This window comes from Pseudomonas sp. GL93 (assembly GCF_003408955.1).
GTDB classification, from domain to species: Bacteria; Pseudomonadota; Gammaproteobacteria; order Pseudomonadales; family Pseudomonadaceae; genus Aquipseudomonas; species Aquipseudomonas paracarnis.
The window spans coordinates 74748-96159 of the sequence record NZ_NKRF01000005.1 but is presented as its reverse complement, the minus strand read 5'-3'; the positions used below and the strand labels follow the sequence as shown (position 1 = coordinate 96159).

Genomic DNA, 21412 nt, shown 5'->3' with positions numbered 1-21412 from the left:
CAAGCCCGCTCCCACATTTGACCGCATTCCAAAGAATGTACTCGGTCAAGTGTGGGAGCTGGCTTGCCTGCGATAGCCCTATCAGCAACACCACAAAATGCCCTGCCTGCCAGGGCATTTTGCCGTCTACGATTCAACTTGCGACCCACCAGGCCGACAAACTGGCACTATCCAGCAAATGACTCGCAGAGATAACGGACATGCCCCTACGCACCCTGCTCACCGCCCTCCTGATGACCGTCAGCGCTTGCGCCATGGCCGCCACTGAAGTCGTCAACCTGAACAACCGCACCAGCGCCGACCTGCTGCCCGTGGCGCAGAACTTCATCGGCAAGGACGGCACCGTCAGCGCCTACGGCAACCAACTTATCGTTAACGCTGAGCCCGCCAAGATCGAGAGCTTGCGCGCACTGCTCGGCCAATTGGATACACCGGCCAAACGCTTACTGATCACCGTCGATACCAACGAGAACAACCAGCAGAACAGCGGCGACAGCCAGACCCGCATCATCAGCTACGGCACTGCCAGCCGCGACGGTGGCGTGCAGCAGATCCAGGCCAGCGAAGGCGTGCCCGCGCTGATCCAGGTCGGCCAGAGCGTACCGCTGACCACCACGCAACAGGACAGCTATGGCCGTCTGCAAAACCAGACCCAGTATCGCAACGTCACCCAGGGTTTTTACGTGACCGCCAGCGTCACCGGCGAGACCGTACACCTGGCCATCAGCACCAATCGTGACCGCATGAGCCAGGAACGTCCCGATGTAGTGAACGTGCAAAGCACCGACACAACCGTCAGCGGCCGCCTGGGCGAATGGATTCCCCTGGCGGGCATCAATCGTGAAACCCAGGCGGACAAATCCTCTACAACCCGCAGCTACTCTACTCAGGGCCGCGATGACCTGACTTTACGGGTCAAGGTCGACACCCTGAACTGAAGCACCGAAAACTGACTGGCAAGTCGCATTAGACTAAAGATGTAGTGCTCAAAAAAAAGCACTACAAAACATTTGACGAGCCAAAAAAGCATGGGCATGATGGCCTCGCTCCCGCTAATCAGAGGCCCTGGCAAGGGCCTTCGGATCGCCGCTCTAAGCTACCCACCTGAGCCGATTCGTGTCTGTACCGCCCACAAGGTGTGTTTGACGTTGGTTGCGACTGGAACGAAGTTGTCCCGAGGGACGGAAGCTAACCAGGTAACCCGGCTACACACTGATGGATCGTACCAAGGCCCACGACGCCCGAAGACCGTTCGCAGTTTGCCCTTACCTGCTCAATTCCCCCTTGAGCCCCATCGTTCATCCCGTCGCTTACCTCCGTCAGATTTGACTTGAACACCAAAGCTTCTGGTCAGCGAGCAACCCTACCCAGGCAACGAATGCCGGGCTGGCAAACGGATACTTCAAACAAGACGCGACGAGGTTTTTCCCCATGGCACTGACACGCGAACAGCAAATTGCAGCCCTTGAAAAAGACTGGGCTGAAAACCCACGCTGGAAAGGCGTGACCCGCGCTTATTCCGCTGCTGACGTCGTCCGCCTGCGTGGCTCGGTCCAACCTGAGCACACCTTTGCAAAACTCGGCGCCGAGAAGCTGTGGAACCTGGTCACCCAAGGTGCCAAGCCTTCTTTCCGTCCCGACAAAGATTTCGTCAACTGCATGGGCGCCCTCACTGGCGGCCAGGCAGTCCAGCAGGTAAAAGCCGGTATCCAGGCGATCTACCTGTCCGGCTGGCAAGTGGCAGCGGACAACAACTCCGCTGAATCCATGTACCCCGACCAATCGCTGTACCCGGTGGACTCGGTGCCAACCGTGGTCAAGCGCATCAATAACTCGTTCCGTCGTGCCGACCAGATCCAGTGGAAAGCCGGCAAGAATCCGGGCGATGAAGGCTACATCGACTACTTCGCGCCAATCGTGGCAGACGCCGAAGCCGGTTTCGGCGGCGTACTCAACGCCTACGAGCTGATGAAGAGCATGATCGAGGCAGGCGCTGCCGGCGTGCACTTCGAAGACCAGCTGGCTTCGGTGAAAAAATGCGGCCACATGGGCGGCAAGGTACTGGTACCGACCCAGGAAGCCGTACAGAAGCTGACCGCTGCTCGCCTGGCCGCTGACGTGGCCGGTACACCAACCATCATCCTGGCGCGTACCGACGCCAACGCAGCAGACCTGCTGACCTCGGACTGCGACCCGTACGACCAGCCATTCGTCACCGGCGAGCGTACCCAGGAAGGCTTCTATAAAGTACGCGCCGGTCTTGACCAGGCAATTGCCCGTGGCCTGGCCTACGCGCCGTACGCCGACCTGATCTGGTGCGAAACCGCCAAGCCAGACCTGGACGAAGCGCGCCGCTTTGCCGAAGCGATCAAAAAGGAATACCCGGACCAACTGCTGTCCTACAACTGCTCGCCTTCCTTCAACTGGAAGAAGAACCTGGACGACGCGACCATCGCCAAGTTCCAGCGCGAACTGTCGGCCATGGGCTACAAGCACCAGTTCATCACCCTGGCCGGTATCCACAACATGTGGCACAGCATGTTCAACCTGGCGCACGACTACGCCCGCAACGACATGACTGCCTACGTGAAGCTGCAGGAGCAGGAATTCGCTGACGCCGCCAAAGGCTACACCTTCGTGGCGCACCAGCAGGAAGTGGGCACCGGCTACTTCGACGACATGACCACCGTGATCCAGGGCGGCACCTCGTCCGTGACCGCGCTGACCGGTTCGACCGAAGAAGAGCAGTTCCACTAAATACCGCGTACACGGCCACTGCGGCCCCACGGAAGACCTAACCGCAGTGCCGCGCAACAATCACGCCCCGACTGGTTCGGGGCGTTTTTTTGCCTCAAAAAATCCTCATAGCCACCTGTAGGAGCGAGCTTGCTCGCGAAGGAGGTGAACGATGACGCGGGAATTCAGAATGAATGCGTCACCTGTGAGTTTTTCGCGAGCAAGCTCGCTCCTACAGAGAGCGTGCCTATAGGCTGGAATTTTGCGCAAAACATTGATCCAGAGCGGTATCCGCGCACATCCGATCGGTTAAAAGAACCGTTGCGACAACTAAGCGACACTCAAGCAAGTAACGGCAACTTCCCGCGCCACATGAGAAACACTCGCTTAAACCCCGCGCAAACAATATTCATTATCATTTAGCGCCTGAAAACTTCGTTACAGCTTAAACAAAACATATTTGATGAAAAGCCCGCTAATGCCCACACCACAAGGGCTACAGCCCCAAGAAGGTGCACTATGTGCTTATTCCACCGAATAATTTCGCCCTGGGAATTTTACTTGCCCGGTGTTTAGCCATAAAATCACCGCGATTGATTGCAGTGCGACATATCGTCACTGCATCGTTACTTTTTCGAGCTCAGAGACCTTTGCTCTCTGTTAAGGATTTCCAGCATGACCGACGCGACAGGACTCATGGCCCACAACTGGGGCTTTGCCATTTTCCTCCTCGGTGTTGTAGGCCTTTGCGCCTTCATGCTCGGCGTGTCCAGCCTCCTCGGGTCAAAAGCCTGGGGCCGCAGCAAAAACGAACCGTTCGAATCCGGCATGCTGCCTACAGGTGGCGCCCGCTTGCGGCTCTCAGCCAAATTCTATCTGGTCGCGATGCTCTTCGTGATCTTCGATATCGAAGCCCTCTTTCTCTTTGCATGGTCTGTGTCCGTCCGCGAAAGCGGCTGGACCGGATTCGTCGAAGCTCTCGTTTTCATAGCAATTCTGTTGGCAGGTCTTGTCTACCTGTTCCGAGTGGGCGCCCTTGACTGGGCTCCGGAAGCTCGTCGCAAGCGGCAGGCGAAGCTGAAACAATGAGGCTTTGGCAATGCAATACAATCTCACCAGGATCGACCCGGATGCTCCTAACGAGCAGTACCCCATCGGCGAACGGGAAACCGTTTCCGACCCGTTAGAAGACCAAGTCCACAAAAACATCTACATGGGCAAGCTGGAAGACGTGCTGAGTGGCGCGGTCAACTGGGGGCGTAAAAACTCCCTGTGGCCGTACAACTTCGGCCTTTCGTGCTGCTACGTGGAAATGACCACCGCCTTCACGGCGCCCCACGACATCGCGCGCTTCGGCGCCGAAGTTATCCGGGCCTCGCCGCGCCAGGCGGATTTCATGGTTATCGCCGGTACCTGCTTCATCAAGATGGCGCCGATCATCCAGCGTCTCTATGAGCAAATGCTCGAGCCTAAATGGGTTATCTCCATGGGTTCGTGCGCCAACTCCGGTGGCATGTACGACATCTACTCGGTCGTTCAAGGGGTGGACAAGTTCCTGCCCGTGGACGTCTACGTGCCTGGCTGCCCGCCCCGTCCCGAAGCGTTCCTGCAAGGCTTGATGCTGTTGCAGGAATCGATTGGCAAGGAGCGTCGCCCACTGTCCTGGGTGGTCGGTGATCAAGGCGTTTATCGCGCCGAGATGCCGTCTCAAAAGGAACAGCGCCGCGAACAGCGAATCGCAGTCACCAACCTGCGCAGCCCCGACGAAGTCTGATCCAGCACCGCTTCTTTTATAGAACGAAAACCTGGCTTCATTCTTTACGTTGACCGAAAGCGATAAAAAACCATGACTACAGGCAGTGCTCTGTACATCCCGCCTTATAAGGCAGACGACCAGGATGTGGTTGTCGAACTCAATAACCGTTTTGGCCCTGACGCCTTCACCGCCCAGGCCACACGCACCGGTATGCCGGTGCTGTGGGTGGCGCGTGCCAGGCTCGTCGAAGTCCTGACCTTCCTGCGCAACCTGCCCAAGCCGTACGTCATGCTCTATGACCTGCATGGCGTGGACGAGCGTCTGCGCACCAAGCGCCAGGGGCTGCCGAGCGGCGCCGATTTCACTGTGTTCTACCACCTGATGTCGCTGGAACGTAACAGCGACGTGATGATCAAGGTCGCCCTGAGCGAGAACGACCTGAGCATCCCGACCGTCACCGGTATCTGGCCGAATGCGAGCTGGTACGAGCGTGAAGTCTGGGACATGTTCGGCATCGACTTCCCCGGCCACCCGCACCTGACGCGCATCATGATGCCGCCGACCTGGGAAGGTCACCCGCTGCGCAAGGACTTCCCTGCCCGCGCCACCGAATTCGACCCGTTCAGCCTTAACCTGGCCAAGCAGCAGCTGGAAGAAGAAGCCGCGCGCTTCCGCCCCGAAGACTGGGGCATGAAGCGCTCCGGCACCAACGAGGACTACATGTTCCTCAACCTGGGCCCGAACCACCCTTCGGCCCACGGTGCTTTCCGTATCATCCTGCAACTGGACGGCGAAGAAATCGTCGACTGCGTCCCGGACATCGGCTACCACCACCGTGGCGCCGAGAAGATGGCTGAGCGTCAGTCCTGGCACAGCTTCATCCCGTACACCGACCGTATCGACTACCTCGGCGGCGTGATGAACAACCTGCCGTACGTGCTCTCGGTCGAGAAGCTCGCCGGTATCAAGGTGCCGGACCGCGTCGACACCATCCGCATCATGATGGCCGAGTTCTTCCGGATCACCAGCCACCTGCTGTTCCTGGGTACCTATATCCAGGACGTCGGCGCCATGACCCCGGTGTTCTTCACCTTCACCGACCGTCAGCGCGCGTACAAGGTCATCGAAGCCATCACCGGCTTCCGTCTGCACCCGGCCTGGTACCGCATCGGCGGCGTGGCCCACGACCTGCCGAACGGTTGGGAGCGCCTGGTCAAGGAATTCATCGACTGGATGCCCAAGCGTCTGGACGAGTACCAGAAAGCCGCCCTCGACAACAGCATCCTCAAAGGCCGCACCATCGGCGTCGCGCAGTACAACACCAAAGAAGCCCTGGAATGGGGCGTCACCGGTGCCGGCCTGCGTTCCACCGGTTGCGACTTCGACCTGCGTAAAGCGCGCCCGTACTCCGGCTACGAGAACTTCGAGTTCGAAGTACCGCTGGCGGCCAATGGCGATGCCTACGACCGTTGCATCGTGCGCGTCGAAGAAATGCGCCAGAGCCTGAAGATCATCGAGCAGTGCATGCGCAACATGCCGGCAGGCCCGTACAAGGCGGATCACCCGCTGACCACGCCGCCGCCCAAAGAGCGCACGCTGCAACACATCGAAACCCTGATCACGCACTTCCTGCAGGTTTCGTGGGGCCCGGTGATGCCGGCCAACGAATCCTTCCAGATGATCGAAGCGACCAAGGGTATCAACAGTTATTACCTGACGAGCGATGGCGGCACCATGAGCTACCGCACCCGGATTCGTACCCCAAGTTTTGCCCACTTGCAGCAGATCCCTTCGGTGATCAAAGGCGAGATGGTCGCGGACTTGATTGCGTACCTGGGTAGTATCGATTTCGTTATGGCCGACGTGGACCGCTAAGCATGAACAGCACGCTTATCCAGACAGACCGTTTCACCTTGAGTGAAACCGAGCGCTCGGCCATCGAGCACGAGCTGCATCACTACGAAGACCCGCGTGCGGCGTCTATCGAAGCCCTGAAGATCGTCCAGAAGGAACGTGGCTGGGTGCCCGACGGCGCCCTCTACGCCATCGGCGAGATCCTCGGCATCCCCGCCAGCGACGTTGAAGGCGTGGCCACGTTCTACAGCCAGATCTTCCGCCCACCGGTGGGCCGCCACATCATTCGTGTGTGCGACAGCATGGTCTGCTACATCGGCGGCCATGAATCCGTGGTCAGCGAGATCCAGGCCAAGCTGGGCATCGGCCTCGGCCAGACCACCCCGGACGGCCGCTTCACGCTGCTGCCGGTGTGCTGCCTGGGCAACTGCGACAAGGCGCCGGCGTTGATGATCGACGACGACACATTCGGTGACGTACAGCCCGCTGGCGTCACCCAATTGCTCGAGGGCTACCCATGACCCTGACTTCCTTCGGCCCGGCCAACCTGATCAAGCGTTCGGCCGAGACTCACCCCCTCACCTGGCGCCTGCGTGACGACGGCGAGCCGGTATGGCTCGACGAGTACCAGGCCAAGAACGGCTACGCGGCTGCGCGCAAAGCCTTCGCCGACATGGCCCAGGACGATATCGTCCAGACCGTGAAGGACGCCGGCCTCAAGGGTCGCGGCGGTGCGGGCTTCCCCACCGGCGTGAAGTGGGGCCTGATGCCCAAAGACGAATCCATCAACATCCGTTACCTGCTGTGCAACGCGGATGAAATGGAGCCCAACACCTGGAAAGACCGCATGCTGATGGAGCAACTGCCCCATCTGCTGATCGAAGGCATGTTGATCAGTGCCCGTGCGCTGAAAACCTACCGCGGCTACATCTTCCTGCGCGGCGAGTACACCACCGCCGCCAAGCACCTGAACCGTGCCGTGGAAGAAGCCAAGGCCGCCGGCCTGCTGGGCAAGAACATCCTCGGTTCCGGTTTCGACTTCGAACTGTTCGTACACACCGGCGCCGGGCGTTATATCTGCGGTGAAGAAACCGCACTGATCAACTCCCTCGAAGGCCGCCGCGCCAATCCGCGTTCCAAGCCGCCCTTCCCCGCCGCCGTGGGCGTGTGGGGCAAGCCGACCTGCGTGAACAACGTCGAGACCCTGTGCAACGTGCCGGCGATCATCGCCGACGGCGTGGACTGGTACAAATCCTTGGCCCGTGAAGGCAGCGAAGACATGGGCACCAAGCTCATGGGCTTCTCCGGCAAGGTCAAGAACCCGGGCCTGTGGGAGCTGCCGTTCGGCGTGACCGCTCGCGAGCTGTTCGAGGACTACGCCGGCGGCATGCGCGACGGCTACACCTTGAAAGCCTGGCAGCCAGGCGGTGCCGGTACCGGCTTCCTGCTCCCTGAGCACCTGGACGCACAGATGTATGCCGGCGGCATCGGCAAGGTCGGCACCCGGATGGGTACCGGCCTGGCGATGGCGGTGGACAACACGGTGAACATGGTCTCGTTGCTACGCAACATGGAGCAGTTCTTTGCCCGCGAGTCCTGCGGTTTCTGCACCCCGTGCCGCGACGGTTTGCCGTGGAGCGTCAAGCTTCTGATGGCCCTGGAAAATGGCGAAGGCCGCGAGGGTGACATCGAAACCCTGCTGGGCCTGGTCGGTTTCCTCGGCCCAGGCAAGACCTTCTGCGCTCACGCACCGGGCGCCGTGGAGCCATTGGGCAGCGCAATCAAATACTTCCGCTCGGAGTTCGAAGCCGGCATCGCGCCTACCAGCGCCGCCGTCCCGCCTCTGGCGAAGCCGATCGTAGTCGGCGCGTAACGCTCAAACAGGCGAAGGGTCCGTGCCCTTCGCCTGCTCATGTGCTGACGCCGTCAAGGCTGTGTAGATGCACATGAATAACAAGATTCCATTAGCCACGCCCGCTGACAACGGGCCAACGAAGAACTTTGAACCATGGCCACTATCCACGTAGACGGCAAAGCGCTCGAAGTCGATGGGGCAGACAACCTGTTACAGGCATGTCTGTCACTCGGCCTCGACATCCCGTATTTCTGCTGGCACCCCGCGCTTGGTAGCGTCGGTGCCTGTCGCCAGTGTGCGGTCAAGCAATACACCGACGAGAACGACACCCGTGGTCGTATCGTCATGTCTTGCATGACCCCAGCCACCGACAACACCTGGATCTCCATCGACGATGAAGAATCCAAGGCGTTCCGCGCCAGCGTTGTCGAATGGCTGATGACCAACCACCCCCACGACTGCCCGGTCTGTGAGGAAGGCGGTCACTGCCACCTGCAAGACATGACGGTGATGACTGGCCACAACGAGCGTCGTTATCGCTTCACCAAGCGTACCCACCAGAACCAGGACCTCGGCCCGTTCATTTCCCACGAAATGAACCGCTGCATCGCCTGCTACCGCTGCGTGCGCTTCTATAAAGACTACGCCGGCGGCACCGACCTGGGCGTCTTCGGCGCCCACGACAACGTGTACTTCGGTCGCGTTGAAGACGGCGTGCTTGAGAGCGAGTTTTCCGGCAACCTCACCGAGGTCTGCCCGACCGGTGTGTTTACCGACAAGACTCACTCCGAGCGCTACAACCGTAAGTGGGACATGCAATTTGCGCCGAGCATCTGCCATGGCTGCTCCAGCGGTTGCAACATCTCCCCGGGCGAGCGCTACGGCGAACTGCGTCGCATCGAAAACCGCTTCAACGGTTCGGTCAACCAGTACTTCCTGTGCGACCGTGGCCGTTTCGGCTATGGCTACGTCAACCGCGAAGACCGCCCACGCCAGCCGCTGCTGGCCGATGGCGCCAAGCTGAGCCTGGACGCTGCGCTGGATAAAGCCGCCGACCTGCTGCGCGGGCGCAATATCGTCGGTATCGGTTCGCCGCGTGCCAGCCTCGAAAGCAACTTCGCGTTGCGCGAGCTGGTCGGCGCCGAGCACTTCTACTGCGGTATCGAAGCCGGCGAGCTGGAGCGCATCCGCCTGGTCCTGCAAGTGCTGAACGACAGCCCGCTGCCAGTACCGAACATGCGCGACATCGAAGACCACGATGCGATCTTCGTGCTTGGTGAAGACCTGACCCAGACCGCTGCGCGCATTGCCCTGTCGCTGCGCCAGTCGGTCAAAGGCAAGGCCGAGGAAATGGCCGACGCCATGCGCGTACAGCCTTGGCTCGACGCCGCCGTGAAGAACATCGGCCAGCACGCGCTGAACCCGTTGTTTATCGCGTCCCTGGCTGAAACCAAGCTCGACGACATCGCCGAAGAATGCGTGCACGCCGCACCGGACGACCTGGCCCGCCTCGGTTTCGCCGTGGCCCACGCCCTCGACGCCAGCGCGCCTGCCGTTGAAGGCCTGGACGCTGAAGCTGTCGAGTTGGCTCAGCGCATTGCCGACGCCCTGCTGGCAGCCAAGCGCCCCTTGATCATTGCCGGCACCTCATTGGGTTCCAAGGCGCTGATCGAAGCGGCCGCCAACATCGCCAAAGCCCTGAAGCTGCGCGACAAGAACGGCTCCATCAGCCTGGTGGTGCCGGAAGCCAACAGCCTTGGCCTGGCCATGCTCGGTGGCGAGTCGGTGGACGCAGCGCTGCAAGCGGTGATCGACGGCAACGCCGACGCCATCGTGGTGCTGGAAAACGACCTGTACACCCGCACCGCTGCCGCCAAGGTTGACGCTGCGCTCAACGCCGCCAAGGTGCTGATCGTCGCCGACCACCAGAAGACCGCCACCAGCGAGCGTGCCGACCTGGTGCTGCCAGCCGCCACCTTCGCCGAAGGCGACGGTACTTTGGTCAGCCAGGAAGGCCGCGCCCAGCGCTTCTTCCAGGTGTTCGATCCGAAGTACATGGACGCCAGCATCCTGGTGCACGAAGGCTGGCGCTGGCTGCATGCCCTGCGCGCCACCCTGCTGAACCAGCCGATCGACTGGACCCAGCTCGACCACGTGACCGCTGCCACCGCCGCCAGCGCGCCGCAGCTGGCTCGTATTGTCGATGCCGCGCCGTCTGCCGCGTTCCGTATCAAGGGCCTGAAACTGGCGCGTGAGCCGCTGCGTTACTCCGGTCGTACCGCTATGCGTGCTGACATCAGCGTGCACGAGCCGCGTACCCCGCAAGATAACGACACCGCGTTTGCCTTCTCGATGGAAGGTTACTCGGGTTCGGCCGAACCGCGTCAGCAGGTGCCGTTCGCCTGGTCGCCGGGCTGGAACTCGCCGCAGGCCTGGAACAAGTTCCAGGACGAAGTCGGTGGTCACATCCGCGCTGGCGACCCGGGCACCCGCCTGATCGAAACCAGCGGTGACTCGCTGAACTGGTTCGCTGCGGTACCGCGCCCGTTCAACCCGGCGCCGGGCACCTGGCAGGTCGTGCCGTTCTTCCACCTGTTCGGCAGCGAAGAAACCTCTTCCAAGGCCGCGCCGGTTCAAGAGCGCATTCCTGCCGCCTACGTGTCTGTTGCCAAATCCGAAGCCGACCGCCTGGGCGTCAACGACGGTGCCCTGCTCAGCCTCAACGTGGCCGGCCAGACCCTGCGTCTGCCGCTGCGTATCAATGACGAGCTGGGTGCCGGCCTGGTTGCACTGCCTAAAGGCATCGCCGGTATTCCTCCTGCCATTTTCGGCAAAACCGTTGACGGTCTGCAGGAGGCAGCGCAATGACTTGGTTCACGCCGGAAGTAATTGACGTGATCATCTCGGTGGTCAAGGCCATCGTGATCCTGTTGGCCGTGGTCGTCGCGGGCGCCCTGCTCAGCTTCGTCGAACGTCGCCTGCTGGGCTGGTGGCAGGACCGTTACGGTCCGAACCGCGTTGGCCCATTCGGCATGTTCCAGATCGCGGCCGACATGCTGAAAATGTTCTTCAAGGAAGACTGGACCCCGCCGTTCGCCGACAAGGTGATCTTCACCCTGGCACCGGTCGTGGCCATGAGCGCCTTGCTGATCGCCTTCGCGATCATCCCGATCACTCCGACCTGGGGCGTGGCGGACCTGAACATCGGCTTGCTGTTCTTCTTCGCCATGGCCGGTTTGTCGGTCTACGCCGTGCTGTTCGCCGGTTGGGCCAGTAACAACAAGTTCGCCCTGCTGGGCAGCTTGCGGGCCTCGGCCCAGACCGTGTCCTACGAAGTGTTCATGGGCCTGGCCCTGATGGGCATCGTGGTGCAGGTTGGCTCGTTCAACATGCGCGACATCGTCGAGTACCAGGCGCAGAACCTGTGGTTCATCATTCCGCAGTTCTTCGGCTTCTGTACTTTCTTCATCGCTGGCGTCGCCGTGACTCACCGTCACCCGTTCGACCAGCCGGAAGCGGAACAGGAACTGGCCGACGGTTACCACATTGAATATGCCGGTATGAAATGGGGCATGTTCTTCGTTGGTGAGTACATCGGCATCATCTTGATCTCGGCCCTGCTGGTCACGCTGTTCTTCGGCGGCTGGCACGGTCCGTTTGGCATCCTGCCGCAGTTGGCCTTCTTCTGGTTCTTCCTGAAGACCGCGTTCTTCATCATGCTGTTCATCCTGCTGCGCGCCTCGATTCCGCGCCCGCGCTATGACCAGGTGATGGATTTCAGCTGGAGATTCTGCCTGCCGCTGACCCTGATCAATTTGCTGGTGACGGCTGCCGTCGTGTTGTTGAACACGCCCGCTGCCGCGGTTCAGTGAGGATTTGACCCATGTTCAAATATATTGGCGACATCGTTAAGGGTACCGGTACCCAGTTGCGAAGCCTGGTGATGGTGTTCGGTCACGGCTTTCGCAAACGCGACACCCTGCAATACCCCGAAGAAGCGGTGTACCTGCCGCCGCGCTATCGCGGCCGCATCGTACTGACCCGCGACCCCGATGGCGAAGAGCGTTGCGTAGCCTGCAACCTGTGCGCCGTGGCGTGCCCGGTGGGTTGCATTTCCCTGCAGAAAGCTGAAACCGAAGACGGTCGCTGGTACCCGGACTTCTTCCGCATCAACTTCTCGCGCTGCATTTTCTGCGGCCTCTGCGAGGAAGCTTGCCCGACCACCGCGATCCAGCTCACACCGGATTTCGAGATGGCCGAGTTCAAACGTCAGGACCTGGTGTACGAGAAAGAAGATCTTTTGATCTCTGGTCCCGGTAAAAACCCTGATTACAACTTCTATCGTGTTGCAGGTATGGCCGTTGCCGGTAAGCCAAAAGGCGCCGCACAAAACGAAGCCGAACCGATCAACGTGAAGAGCTTGCTGCCTTAAGGAAGAAAGATGGAATTCGCTTTCTATTTCGCATCGGGTATTGCAGTGGTGTCCACGCTTCGCGTGATCACCAACACTAACCCCGTGCACGCCCTGCTCTACCTGATCATTTCGCTGATCGCCGTGGCCATGACCTTTTTCAGCCTCGGCGCACCGTTCGCCGGTGTGCTGGAAGTGATCGCCTACGCCGGCGCCATCATGGTGCTGTTCGTGTTTGTGGTGATGATGCTCAACCTGGGGCCGGCTTCGGTCGCCCAGGAGCGCGTCTGGCTCAAGCCCGGCATCTGGCTCGGCCCGGTTGTCCTCGCAGCCTTGCTGCTGGGTGAACTGCTGTATGTGCTGTTCGCTCACCAGAGCGGCCAGGCCATCGGCCACACCACCGTAGACGCGAAAGCCGTAGGCATCAGCCTGTTCGGCCCGTACCTGCTGGTGGTCGAACTGGCTTCGATGCTGCTGCTCGCCGCAGCCATCACTGCCTTCCACTTGGGCCGCAACGAAGCCAAGGAGCAATGACGATGCCTGCTATCCCTTTGGAGCATGGTCTGGCGGTCGCCGGCATCCTGTTCTGCCTTGGCCTGGTCGGCCTGATGGTTCGCCGTAACATTCTGTTCGTGTTGATGAGCCTTGAAATCATGATGAACGCCGCGGCACTGGCGTTCATCGTGGCGGGCGCACGTTGGGGCCAGCCGGATGGGCAAGTGATGTTCATCCTGGTGATCAGCCTGGCAGCCGCCGAAGCCAGTATTGGCCTGGCGATCCTGCTGCAGCTGTATCGTCGCTTCCACACGCTTGATATCGACGCTGCCAGTGAGATGCGCGGATGAACATGATCTTTCTGACTTTCGTATTCCCCCTGATCGGTTTCCTGCTGCTGTCGTTCTCTCGCGGGCGCTGGTCGGAAAACCTCTCGGCCCTGATCGGCGTGGGCTCCATTGGCCTGTCGGCCATCGTGGCCGCCTATGTCATCTGGCAATTCAACGTGGCACCGCCCGAAGGCGGTCACTACACCCTGGTGCTGTGGCAGTGGATGGCGGTTGAGGGCTTCAAACCCAACTTCGCCCTCTACATCGACGGCCTGTCGATCACCATGCTCGGCGTGGTGGTGGGTGTGGGTTTCCTGATCCACTTGTTCGCATCCTGGTACATGCGCGGTGAAGCGGGCTACTCGCGCTTCTTCTCGTACACCAACCTGTTTATCGCCAGCATGCTGTTCCTGGTGCTGGGCGATAACCTGTTGTTCCTGTACTTCGGCTGGGAAGGCGTGGGCCTGTGCTCGTACCTGTTGATCGGTTTCTACTACAGCAACCGCAACAACGGTAACGCAGCACTCAAGGCGTTTATCGTCACGCGCATCGGCGATGTGTTCATGGCCATCGGCCTGTTCATCTTGTTCCAACAGGTGGGCACGCTGAATATCCAGGAACTGCTGGTGCTGGCGCCGCAAAAATTCCAGGTCGGCGACTTCTGGATCACCCTGGCCACCCTGATGCTGCTGGGCGGCGCCGTGGGTAAATCCGCGCAACTGCCGCTGCAAACCTGGCTGGCGGATGCGATGGCCGGTCCTACCCCGGTATCGGCACTGATCCACGCCGCCACCATGGTGACCGCCGGTGTCTACCTGATCGCCCGTACCCACGGCCTGTTCACCCTGGCGCCGGACATCCTGCACCTGGTGGGCATCGTGGGCGGCGTGACCCTGGTACTGGCCGGCTTCGCCGCGCTGGTGCAGACCGACATCAAGCGTATCCTCGCCTACTCGACCATGAGCCAGATCGGCTACATGTTCCTGGCCCTGGGCGTTGGTGCCTGGGACGCGGCGATCTTCCACCTGATGACCCACGCGTTCTTCAAGGCCCTGTTGTTCCTCGCCTCCGGTGCGGTGATCGTGGCCTGCCACCACGAACAGAACATCTTCAAGATGGGCGGCCTGTGGAAGAAGCTGCCGTTGGCCTACGCCAGCTTCATCGTCGGTGGTGCCGCCCTGGCTGCCCTGCCGTTGGTGACCGCCGGTTTCTACTCCAAGGACGAAATCCTCTGGGAAGCTTTCGCCAGCGGTAACCAGAACCTGCTGTACGCAGGCCTGGTGGGTGCGTTCATGACCTCGCTGTACACCTTCCGCCTGATCTTCATCACCTTCCACGGTGAAGCCAAGACCGAAGCGCACGCAGGCCACGGCATCTCCCACTGGTTGCCACTGTCGGTGCTGATCGTACTGTCGACGTTCGTCGGCGCGATGATCACCCCGCCGCTGCACGGTGTGTTGCCACAAAGCGTCGGCCATGCCGGCGGCGAAGCCCAGCACAGCCTGGAAATCGCCTCGGGCGCCATCGCCATCGCCGGTATCCTGCTGGCGGCCCTGCTGTTCCTCGGCAAGCGTCGCTTCGTGACCGCCGTGGCCAACAGTGGCATTGGTCGCTTCCTGTCGGCCTGGTGGTTCGCCGCCTGGGGCTTCGACTGGATCTACGACAAACTGTTCGTCAAACCTTACCTTGCGATCAGCCACGTGCTGCGCAAAGACCCGCTCGACCAGACCATCGGTTTGATCCCGCGTGCCGCCAAGGCCGGTCACACCGCCCTGAGCCGCAGCGAGACCGGCCAATTGCGTTGGTATGCAGCGTCCATGGCGGCCGGTGCCGTGCTGGTGATCGGCGCCATCGTCGTGGTAGCGGTCTGACTATGTTTAAGTGCACTGCGTACTTTGCAAACTTGCGAAAGGAAACGAGCCCGTCATGATTCTGCCCTGGCTAATCCTGATCCCCTTTATCGGCGGCCTGCTCTGCTGGATGGGTGAACGCTTCGGCGCCACCCTCCCCCGCTGGATTGCGTTGCTGACCATGTCCCTGGAACTCGCGCTCGGCCTCTGGCTGTGGGCCCATGGTGACTATTCATTCGCTCCGGCACCGGGTGTCGACCCCACCTTCGCGCTTGAATTCAAGCACGTGTGGATCCAGCGCTTCGGCATCAACGTGCACCTGGCCCTCGACGGCCTGTCGCTGTTGATGATCCTGCTGACCGGCCTGCTGGGTATCCTTTCGGTACTCTGCTCCTGGAAAGAGATCCAGCGTCACGTGGGCTTCTTCCACCTGAACCTGATGTGGATCCTGGGCGGTGTTGTCGGCGTGTTCCTGGCGCTGGACCTGTTCATGTTCTTCTTCTTCTGGGAAATGATGCTGGTGCCGATGTACTTCCTCATCGCGCTCTGGGGTCACAGTTCTTCGGACGGCAAGAAAACCCGGATCTACGCGGCGACCAAGTTCTTCATCTTCACTCAGGCTTCCGGCCTGATCATGTTGGTGGCGATCCTGGGCCTGGTCCTGGTCAACTTCAACAGCACGGGCGTGATTACCTTCAACTACGCCGACCTGTTGAAAACCAAGATGTCGCTGACCACCGAGTACGTGCTGATGCTGGGCTTCTTCATCGCTTTCGCGGTGAAGCTGCCGGTGGTGCCGTTCCACTCATGGTTGCCTGACGCCCACGCCCAGGCGCCGACTGCCGGTTCCGTGGACCTGGCCGGTATCCTGCTGAAGACGGCGGCCTACGGTCTGCTGCGTTTCGCCCTGCCGCTGTTCCCGAATGCTTCGGCCGAGTTCGCGCCGATCGCCATGACCCTGGGTCTGATCGGGATCTTCTACGGTGCGTTCCTGGCCTTCGCCCAAACCGACATCAAGCGTCTGATTGCCTTCTCGTCCGTTTCCCACATGGGTTTCGTACTGATCGGCATCTACTCCGGCAGCCAACTGGCGCTGCAGGGCGCAGTGATCCAGATGCTGGCCCACGGTGTTTCGGCCGCTGCCCTCTTTATCCTCAGTGGCCAGCTGTACGAACGCCTGCACACCCGTGACATGCGTGAAATGGGTGGCGTGTGGTCGCGCATCGCGTACCTGCCGGCAATCAGCCTGTTCTTCGCGGCCGCGTCCCTGGGCTTGCCGGGTACCGGTAACTTCATCGGCGAGTTCCTGATCCTGATGGGCGCCTTTGTGCAGACACCGTGGATCAGCGCCATCGCCACGTCCGGCCTGGTGTTCGGTTCGGTCTACTCGCTGATCATGATCCACCGCGCCTACTTCGGCCCGGCCAAGTCCGACACCGTCCTGCAAGGGATGGATGCGCGCGAACTGATCATGGTGCTCGGCCTTGCGGTACTGCTGATCTTCATCGGCGTGTACCCGCAACCGTTCCTGGACACTTCTGCCGCAACGATGCATGGCGTGCAGCAGTGGTTCGGCACCGCCTTCTCCCAACTCGCTTCGGCCCGGTAAGAGCGCTATGGAATTCACGATCCAACACTTTATCGCGCTTGCGCCGCTGCTGATCACCAGCCTCACCATCGTGGTGGTGATGCTGGCGATCGCCTGGCGCCGCAATCACTCGCAAACGTTCCTGCTGTCCTGCGCCGGGTTGAACCTGGCACTGCTGTCGATCATCCCGGCCCTCAAGGTCGCGCCACTGGCGGTCACGCCATTGATGATGGTCGATGACTTCGCGCTGCTGTACATCGCCCTGATCCTGGTGGCGACCCTGGCCTGCGTCACCCTCGCCCACGCTTACCTCGGCGAAGGCGGCACCGGCTACCCGGGCAATCGCGAAGAGCTGTACCTGCTGATCCTGCTGGCTGCAGCCGGCGGTATCGTGCTGGTCAGCGCGCAGCACCTGGCGGGCCTGTTCATCGGCCTGGAACTGCTGTCGATCCCGACCTACGGCCTGGTGGCCTACGCCTTCTTCAACAAGCGCTCCCTGGAAGCCGGCATCAAGTACATGGTGCTGTCGGCCGCCGGTTCCGCGTTCCTGTTGTTCGGTATGGCCCTGCTCTACGCAGAAGCCGGTAGCCTGAGCTTCACCGGTATCGGCCACGCCCTGGCCGCCACCAACAGCCCGGCGCCGATTGCCCAGTTGGGCCTGGCGATGATGCTGATCGGCCTGGCGTTCAAGCTGTCGCTGGTGCCGTTCCACTTGTGGACCCCGGACGTGTACGAAGGCGCCCCGGCGCCGGTGGCCGCGTTCCTGGCCACTGCGTCGAAAGTGGCGGTGTTTGCGGTGATGGTGCGTCTGTTCCAGATCTCCCCTGCCGCCAACACCGGCGTGCTGAGCAACGTGCTGACCGTGATCGCCATCGCGTCGATCCTGTTCGGTAACCTGCTGGCCCTGACCCAGAACAACCTCAAGCGTCTGCTGGGTTATTCGTCCATCGCCCACTTCGGCTACCTGCTGATCGCCCTGGTGGCGAGCAAAGGCCTGGCTGTGGAAGCCATCGGCGTGTATCTGGTCACCTACGTGATCACCAGCCTGGGTGCGTTCGGCGTCATCACCTTGATGTCGTCGCCGTACAAAGGCCGTGACGCCGACGCCCTGTACGAATACCGCGGCCTGTTCTGGCGCCGTCCGTACCTGACCGCCGTGCTCACCGTGATGATGCTGTCCCTGGCCGGCATTCCGCTGACGGCGGGCTTTATCGGCAAGTTCTACATCGTCGCAACCGGTGTCGAAGCCCACGAATGGTGGCTGGTTGCCTCGCTGGTACTGGGCAGCGCCATCGGCGTGTTCTACTACCTGCGCGTGATGGTCACCCTGTACCTGATCGAGCCAAACCTGCGCCGTGTGGATGCCGAGCTGCATTGGGAACAGAAAGCCGGTGGCGTCATGCTGCTGGCCATCGCCCTGCTCGCGTTCTTCCTGGGCGTGTACCCACAACCGTTGCTCACCCTGGTGCAACACGCGGTACTGGGCGTTTGATCGCTTATTGATGCAGTAAACAGAACGGCGCCTTAGGGCGCCGTTTTGCGTTTCCCGGGATCTGTTTTTCCCCTCCCCTGCTCGCTGAATTTTCCTCCTCGATCTGCCTCTTCATCTGGCATCCACCCGCAAAAGCCAGCCGTATGGTGTTTGCGTTTTAAGAAAGTTCCCACAGCAAGGTCACTTGACCCAACGCGGGTGGGCCACCAAACTCTACGCAGGCAACGTACAGAACATGGATGCTCTATTTATCGAACTGCCGGCATTCGAGCGGTATCGCAAAGACTATCTGAGTGACGAGCTTTTCCAGGGTTTTCAACAGGAGTTAATGAAAAACCCCGAAGCAGGAGACGTGATCGAAGGGACGGGCGGGTTGAGGAAGGTTCGCTTCATCGATGAACGACGAAACAAAGGCAAGCGCGGTGGCCTGCGAGTCATTTACTACTGGTGGTCAGGCGGCACGCAATTCTGGTTGTTCACCTTGTACGGCAAACACGAACAGAGCGACCTGACACCCCACCACAAGAAAGCTCTTAAACACATGCTGGACAGGGAAATCAAAGCGAGAACACATCATGAAACGTGACATCTTTTCCGAACTGGTCGAAGGCTTCGACGCCCTGGCCGATGAGCGCCAAGGTAAAATCACCCTGCGCACCCACAAAGCCCACCTCAACAAGCTGGCGCCACTCAGCGCTGACGAGGTAATCGCCGTACGCCAGCAACTCAATCTGTCCCGCTCGGTATTCGCCATGTACCTGCGCACCAACACCCGCACCTTGGAGAACTGGGAGCAAGGCCGGGCCAAGCCGAATGCGCAGGCTGTCACGTTGATACGACTGGTGGCGCGCTTTCCGGAAACCGTGGCGCAACTTGCCGCATTGGGCTGACCGGCAATAGCCGCAAAAAAAACGCCCCGAGCATTCGGGGCGTTTTTACAGCGTAAACAGCGTCAGAACGCGATACCCACCTTGAAACCATACTCATCACGCTTGAGCTTGGTGTTGTCGGCCACATAGGAGTCGTTATCGAGCTTGTACTCGGTGCGAGTGTAGTACAGGCCCGCCATCACTGGCAGGTCACCCTTTTGGTTCATCAGCAGGCTGACTTCGGCGTAAGGGTTGGTGCGGTCCTTGAGGTCCACGGTGTCGCTGCCAACGCCATCCACCTTGAGCTTGGCGCGGCCGTCGATGGTGTGACGGGCGCCGGCTTCTACGCGCAGAGTCATGTCATCGAACTGGTGGTTGTAGCCCAGCGCCGCCTTGGCAAACGGCGACTTGTTGGTGAGTTTCATGTCGTAGCCATTGGTGTCCGGCTCGTAGCGGGTCCAGGTGTAGCCACCGCCCACGATCACATCGACGAAGTTGCGCGCATCCAGCGCGGCACGCCAGCCGAGGTCGAGGTCGGCCTGGCCTTCCTTGAGTTTGTTATCGCTTTTTTCGCCGTACTTGGCTTCGATACCGGCTTGGTAGATAAAGCCCGACTCGGCGGTGAGCTTGTTGCCGAAGTTGTAGAACAGGCCGGCTTCGGGCATGTGGTCCTTGTCGCTTTCGCTACCGCCTTCAAGTTTGAAGTCGTTGTAGCTGCCCATGATCCCGAACGTGGAAATCGGGTCGGTGGAAGGTGCTGCGAACACCACGCCAGGCGCAGCTACCAGAGCCAGCAACGAGGTGTTCTTGAGGATTTTTCCGAATAGTTTGGACATCGCTTTACATCTCCATTTTAAGGTGGGCAAAGTATTCAGGAATCGGTTCGAACCCTGGCGTTTGCAAAAAGTTCGAACTGATTTGCACCAAAATGGAGAAAAAACGGTTCAGCGAAGGCTCTATCTCAAGACTCTTCAGGATTCATACGGATCAGGTGTTCAACGGCTTCACGAAGTTGAGGCTGATCCGGCAGCCGAATGCCGAAGGTGTCGCGCAACAGCCCCAGCAACTCATCGGCACTCTTCAGTGTGCGCTTTTCGCTGGGTCGATCCAGATAATGAAGTGCATAGCGGGCGTTGGCCAAGGTATGACGCTTACCGGGCGCAAGCAGCGCGGCTTTCAACTGCCCCAAGAACGGTGAACCAGGGTGCGTGGAGACGTACCAGTTGCCGATTTCATAGTCGATGTCTGCCTGGGTTTGCAGATCGAACACGTACAGGCCGCGCCACTCCTCACCCACCTGTGCCCACAGCGTGTAGCTGCCGTGATTGAGCGTCAGGCGATAAGGCTCATGAGCGGTGGCCTGGGGCGCGTCGTTATCCAGTTGCAGCGGGCTGCTGGGCACCATGCCGCCAAAACCGACATCGGTGATATAGCGCACGCCGTCAAGGGTCACCAGGCTCAAGCGATGGGTGCGCCCGGTGTGGGCGTCCGGTGGGCCGCCGATCACCACACGTCCGGTGATGCCACGGGCGTCAAAGCCCAGCTCCAGCAACAGGGCAAGGAACAGCTGGTTCAACTCGTAGCAATAGCCGCCGCGCCCCTCGTGCAGCACCTTGCGCTCGACGCTGGGCAGGTCGATCGGCACCGGTGCATGCATCAAGGTCGACAGGCTTTCAAAGGCAAAGCTGCACACATGGCGCAGTTGCAAGTCCCGCAGGGTTTGCAAGGTGGGCGGCGGTGGCGAGGCATAGCCCAGGCGTTGCAGGTACAGGCGGCTATTGGCGAGTGTGTGCATGGCGCGATCCTCGGGCGCAGGGCAAGAGCGTCACTATGCCGCGCCACTGCGTACGTTGTCATTTTGAATGAACCTTTTAGAACGCTGGCCTATCCATCTATAACAAGACAGGGAGGCAACATGAGTACCGCAAAAATCTACACCGTCCACTATCAGCTACACGGTAAACCCAAGTCTTTCGTGGTGCGCGCCGAAGTGATGAACAATGCCGAGGCCTGGCATTGGGCGGCCGTTGATGCCGACATTGCCCATGTCAGCCGCATCGGTCGCGTGGGTCACGAGCAGGTGAAAAAAACCACCCGGCCCTGGGCGGAAAAGTACGGTATCAGCGACGTCAGCTGGTCCCCGCCCAGGTAAAAAAAGCCCCGCACACAGGCGGGGC

The 21412-nt window shown here is 60.5% G+C and carries 20 protein-coding genes; 18 read left to right on the top strand and 2 right to left on the bottom strand.

Annotated elements, in window-relative coordinates; all coding sequences use genetic code 11:
- Nucleotides 1-200 precede the first annotated feature (200 nt).
- The 17 genes from CER19_RS02155 (at nt 201) to CER19_RS02070 (ending at nt 19256) form a co-directional block, all read left to right on the top strand.
- Entirely contained in the window at nt 201-938 is a 738-nt protein-coding gene (locus CER19_RS02155; RefSeq protein WP_116665224.1) for a secretin N-terminal domain-containing protein, read from the top strand.
- 493 nt (nt 939-1431) lie between these two features.
- Nucleotides 1432-2757 carry an isocitrate lyase gene (aceA, locus tag CER19_RS02150; protein ID WP_003174717.1) on the top strand — a complete coding sequence of 442 codons (1326 nt, stop codon included), beginning with the start codon at nt 1432-1434 and terminating at the stop codon, nt 2755-2757.
- 654 nt (nt 2758-3411) lie between these two features.
- Nucleotides 3412-3825, top strand: a complete 414-nt coding sequence (locus tag CER19_RS02140) for an NADH-quinone oxidoreductase subunit A (RefSeq protein ID WP_003192109.1) — start codon at nt 3412-3414, stop codon at nt 3823-3825.
- Nucleotides 3826-3835: 10 nt separating this feature from the next.
- A complete protein-coding gene (locus CER19_RS02135) occupies nt 3836-4510 on the top strand; it encodes an NADH-quinone oxidoreductase subunit B family protein (RefSeq protein WP_003174719.1) in 675 nt (224 codons plus the stop codon).
- A gap of 72 nt (nt 4511-4582) precedes the next feature.
- Nucleotides 4583-6367, top strand: coding sequence for an NADH-quinone oxidoreductase subunit C/D (gene nuoC / locus CER19_RS02130; RefSeq protein ID WP_034133821.1), 1785 nt, complete (start codon nt 4583-4585; stop codon nt 6365-6367).
- A 2-nt stretch (nt 6368-6369) separates the two neighbouring features.
- Entirely contained in the window at nt 6370-6867 is a 498-nt protein-coding gene (gene nuoE / locus CER19_RS02125; protein ID WP_116665222.1) for an NADH-quinone oxidoreductase subunit NuoE, read from the top strand.
- Nucleotides 6864-8219, top strand: a complete 1356-nt coding sequence (gene nuoF / locus CER19_RS02120; RefSeq protein WP_032896666.1) for an NADH-quinone oxidoreductase subunit NuoF — start codon at nt 6864-6866, stop codon at nt 8217-8219. Before nuoE ends, nuoF begins: the two co-directional genes overlap by 4 nt.
- Before the next feature lie 135 nt (nt 8220-8354).
- Complete coding sequence (gene nuoG, locus CER19_RS02115; protein ID WP_116665221.1) at nt 8355-11069, top strand: NADH-quinone oxidoreductase subunit NuoG; 2715 nt, start codon at nt 8355-8357, stop codon at nt 11067-11069.
- Nucleotides 11066-12073 (top strand): NADH-quinone oxidoreductase subunit NuoH, encoded by a 1008-nt coding sequence (gene nuoH, locus CER19_RS02110; RefSeq protein WP_003192116.1) that lies wholly within the window; start codon nt 11066-11068, stop codon nt 12071-12073. Before nuoG ends, nuoH begins: the two co-directional genes overlap by 4 nt.
- 11 nt (nt 12074-12084) lie before the next feature.
- A complete protein-coding gene (gene nuoI, locus CER19_RS02105) occupies nt 12085-12633 on the top strand; it encodes an NADH-quinone oxidoreductase subunit NuoI (protein ID WP_003174725.1) in 549 nt (182 codons plus the stop codon).
- Between the two features lie 9 nt (nt 12634-12642).
- Nucleotides 12643-13146: an NADH-quinone oxidoreductase subunit J gene (nuoJ, locus tag CER19_RS02100; RefSeq protein ID WP_003174726.1), complete on the top strand. Its 504-nt coding sequence runs from the start codon at nt 12643-12645 to the stop codon at nt 13144-13146.
- Nucleotides 13147-13148: 2 nt separating this feature from the next.
- Complete coding sequence (gene nuoK / locus CER19_RS02095; protein ID WP_003174727.1) at nt 13149-13457, top strand: NADH-quinone oxidoreductase subunit NuoK; 309 nt, start codon at nt 13149-13151, stop codon at nt 13455-13457.
- Nucleotides 13454-15307 carry an NADH-quinone oxidoreductase subunit L gene (nuoL, locus tag CER19_RS02090; RefSeq protein ID WP_044274602.1) on the top strand — a complete coding sequence of 618 codons (1854 nt, stop codon included), beginning with the start codon at nt 13454-13456 and terminating at the stop codon, nt 15305-15307. Before nuoK ends, nuoL begins: the two co-directional genes overlap by 4 nt.
- A gap of 55 nt (nt 15308-15362) precedes the next feature.
- Nucleotides 15363-16895, top strand: a complete 1533-nt coding sequence (nuoM, locus tag CER19_RS02085) for an NADH-quinone oxidoreductase subunit M (protein WP_005789127.1) — start codon at nt 15363-15365, stop codon at nt 16893-16895.
- Nucleotides 16896-16902: 7 nt separating this feature from the next.
- Nucleotides 16903-18366: an NADH-quinone oxidoreductase subunit NuoN gene (gene nuoN / locus CER19_RS02080; protein ID WP_003174731.1), complete on the top strand. Its 1464-nt coding sequence runs from the start codon at nt 16903-16905 to the stop codon at nt 18364-18366.
- Nucleotides 18367-18601: 235 nt separating this feature from the next.
- Nucleotides 18602-18952 (top strand): toxin, encoded by a 351-nt coding sequence (locus CER19_RS02075; RefSeq protein ID WP_116665220.1) that lies wholly within the window; start codon nt 18602-18604, stop codon nt 18950-18952.
- Nucleotides 18942-19256, top strand: coding sequence for a DNA-binding transcriptional regulator (locus tag CER19_RS02070; protein ID WP_116665219.1), 315 nt, complete (start codon nt 18942-18944; stop codon nt 19254-19256). Before CER19_RS02075 ends, CER19_RS02070 begins: the two co-directional genes overlap by 11 nt.
- Nucleotides 19257-19318: 62 nt before the next feature.
- Here the strand turns inward: CER19_RS02070 and CER19_RS02065 are convergent, their stop codons facing one another.
- The gene (locus tag CER19_RS02065; protein ID WP_116665218.1) at nt 19319-20071 is read right to left on the bottom strand and encodes an outer membrane beta-barrel protein; all 753 of its coding nucleotides are present in this window, start codon (nt 20069-20071) and stop codon (nt 19319-19321) included.
- Nucleotides 20072-20196: 125 nt separating this feature from the next.
- Nucleotides 20197-21030: an arylamine N-acetyltransferase gene (locus CER19_RS02060; protein ID WP_116665217.1), complete on the bottom strand. Its 834-nt coding sequence runs from the start codon at nt 21028-21030 to the stop codon at nt 20197-20199.
- 120 nt (nt 21031-21150) lie between these two features.
- Here CER19_RS02060 and CER19_RS02055 point away from each other — a divergent pair, with 120 nt between their 5' ends.
- The gene (locus CER19_RS02055) at nt 21151-21387 is read left to right on the top strand and encodes a DUF6555 family protein (protein ID WP_003192128.1); all 237 of its coding nucleotides are present in this window, start codon (nt 21151-21153) and stop codon (nt 21385-21387) included.
- The last annotated feature ends 25 nt before the right edge of the window (nt 21388-21412 follow it).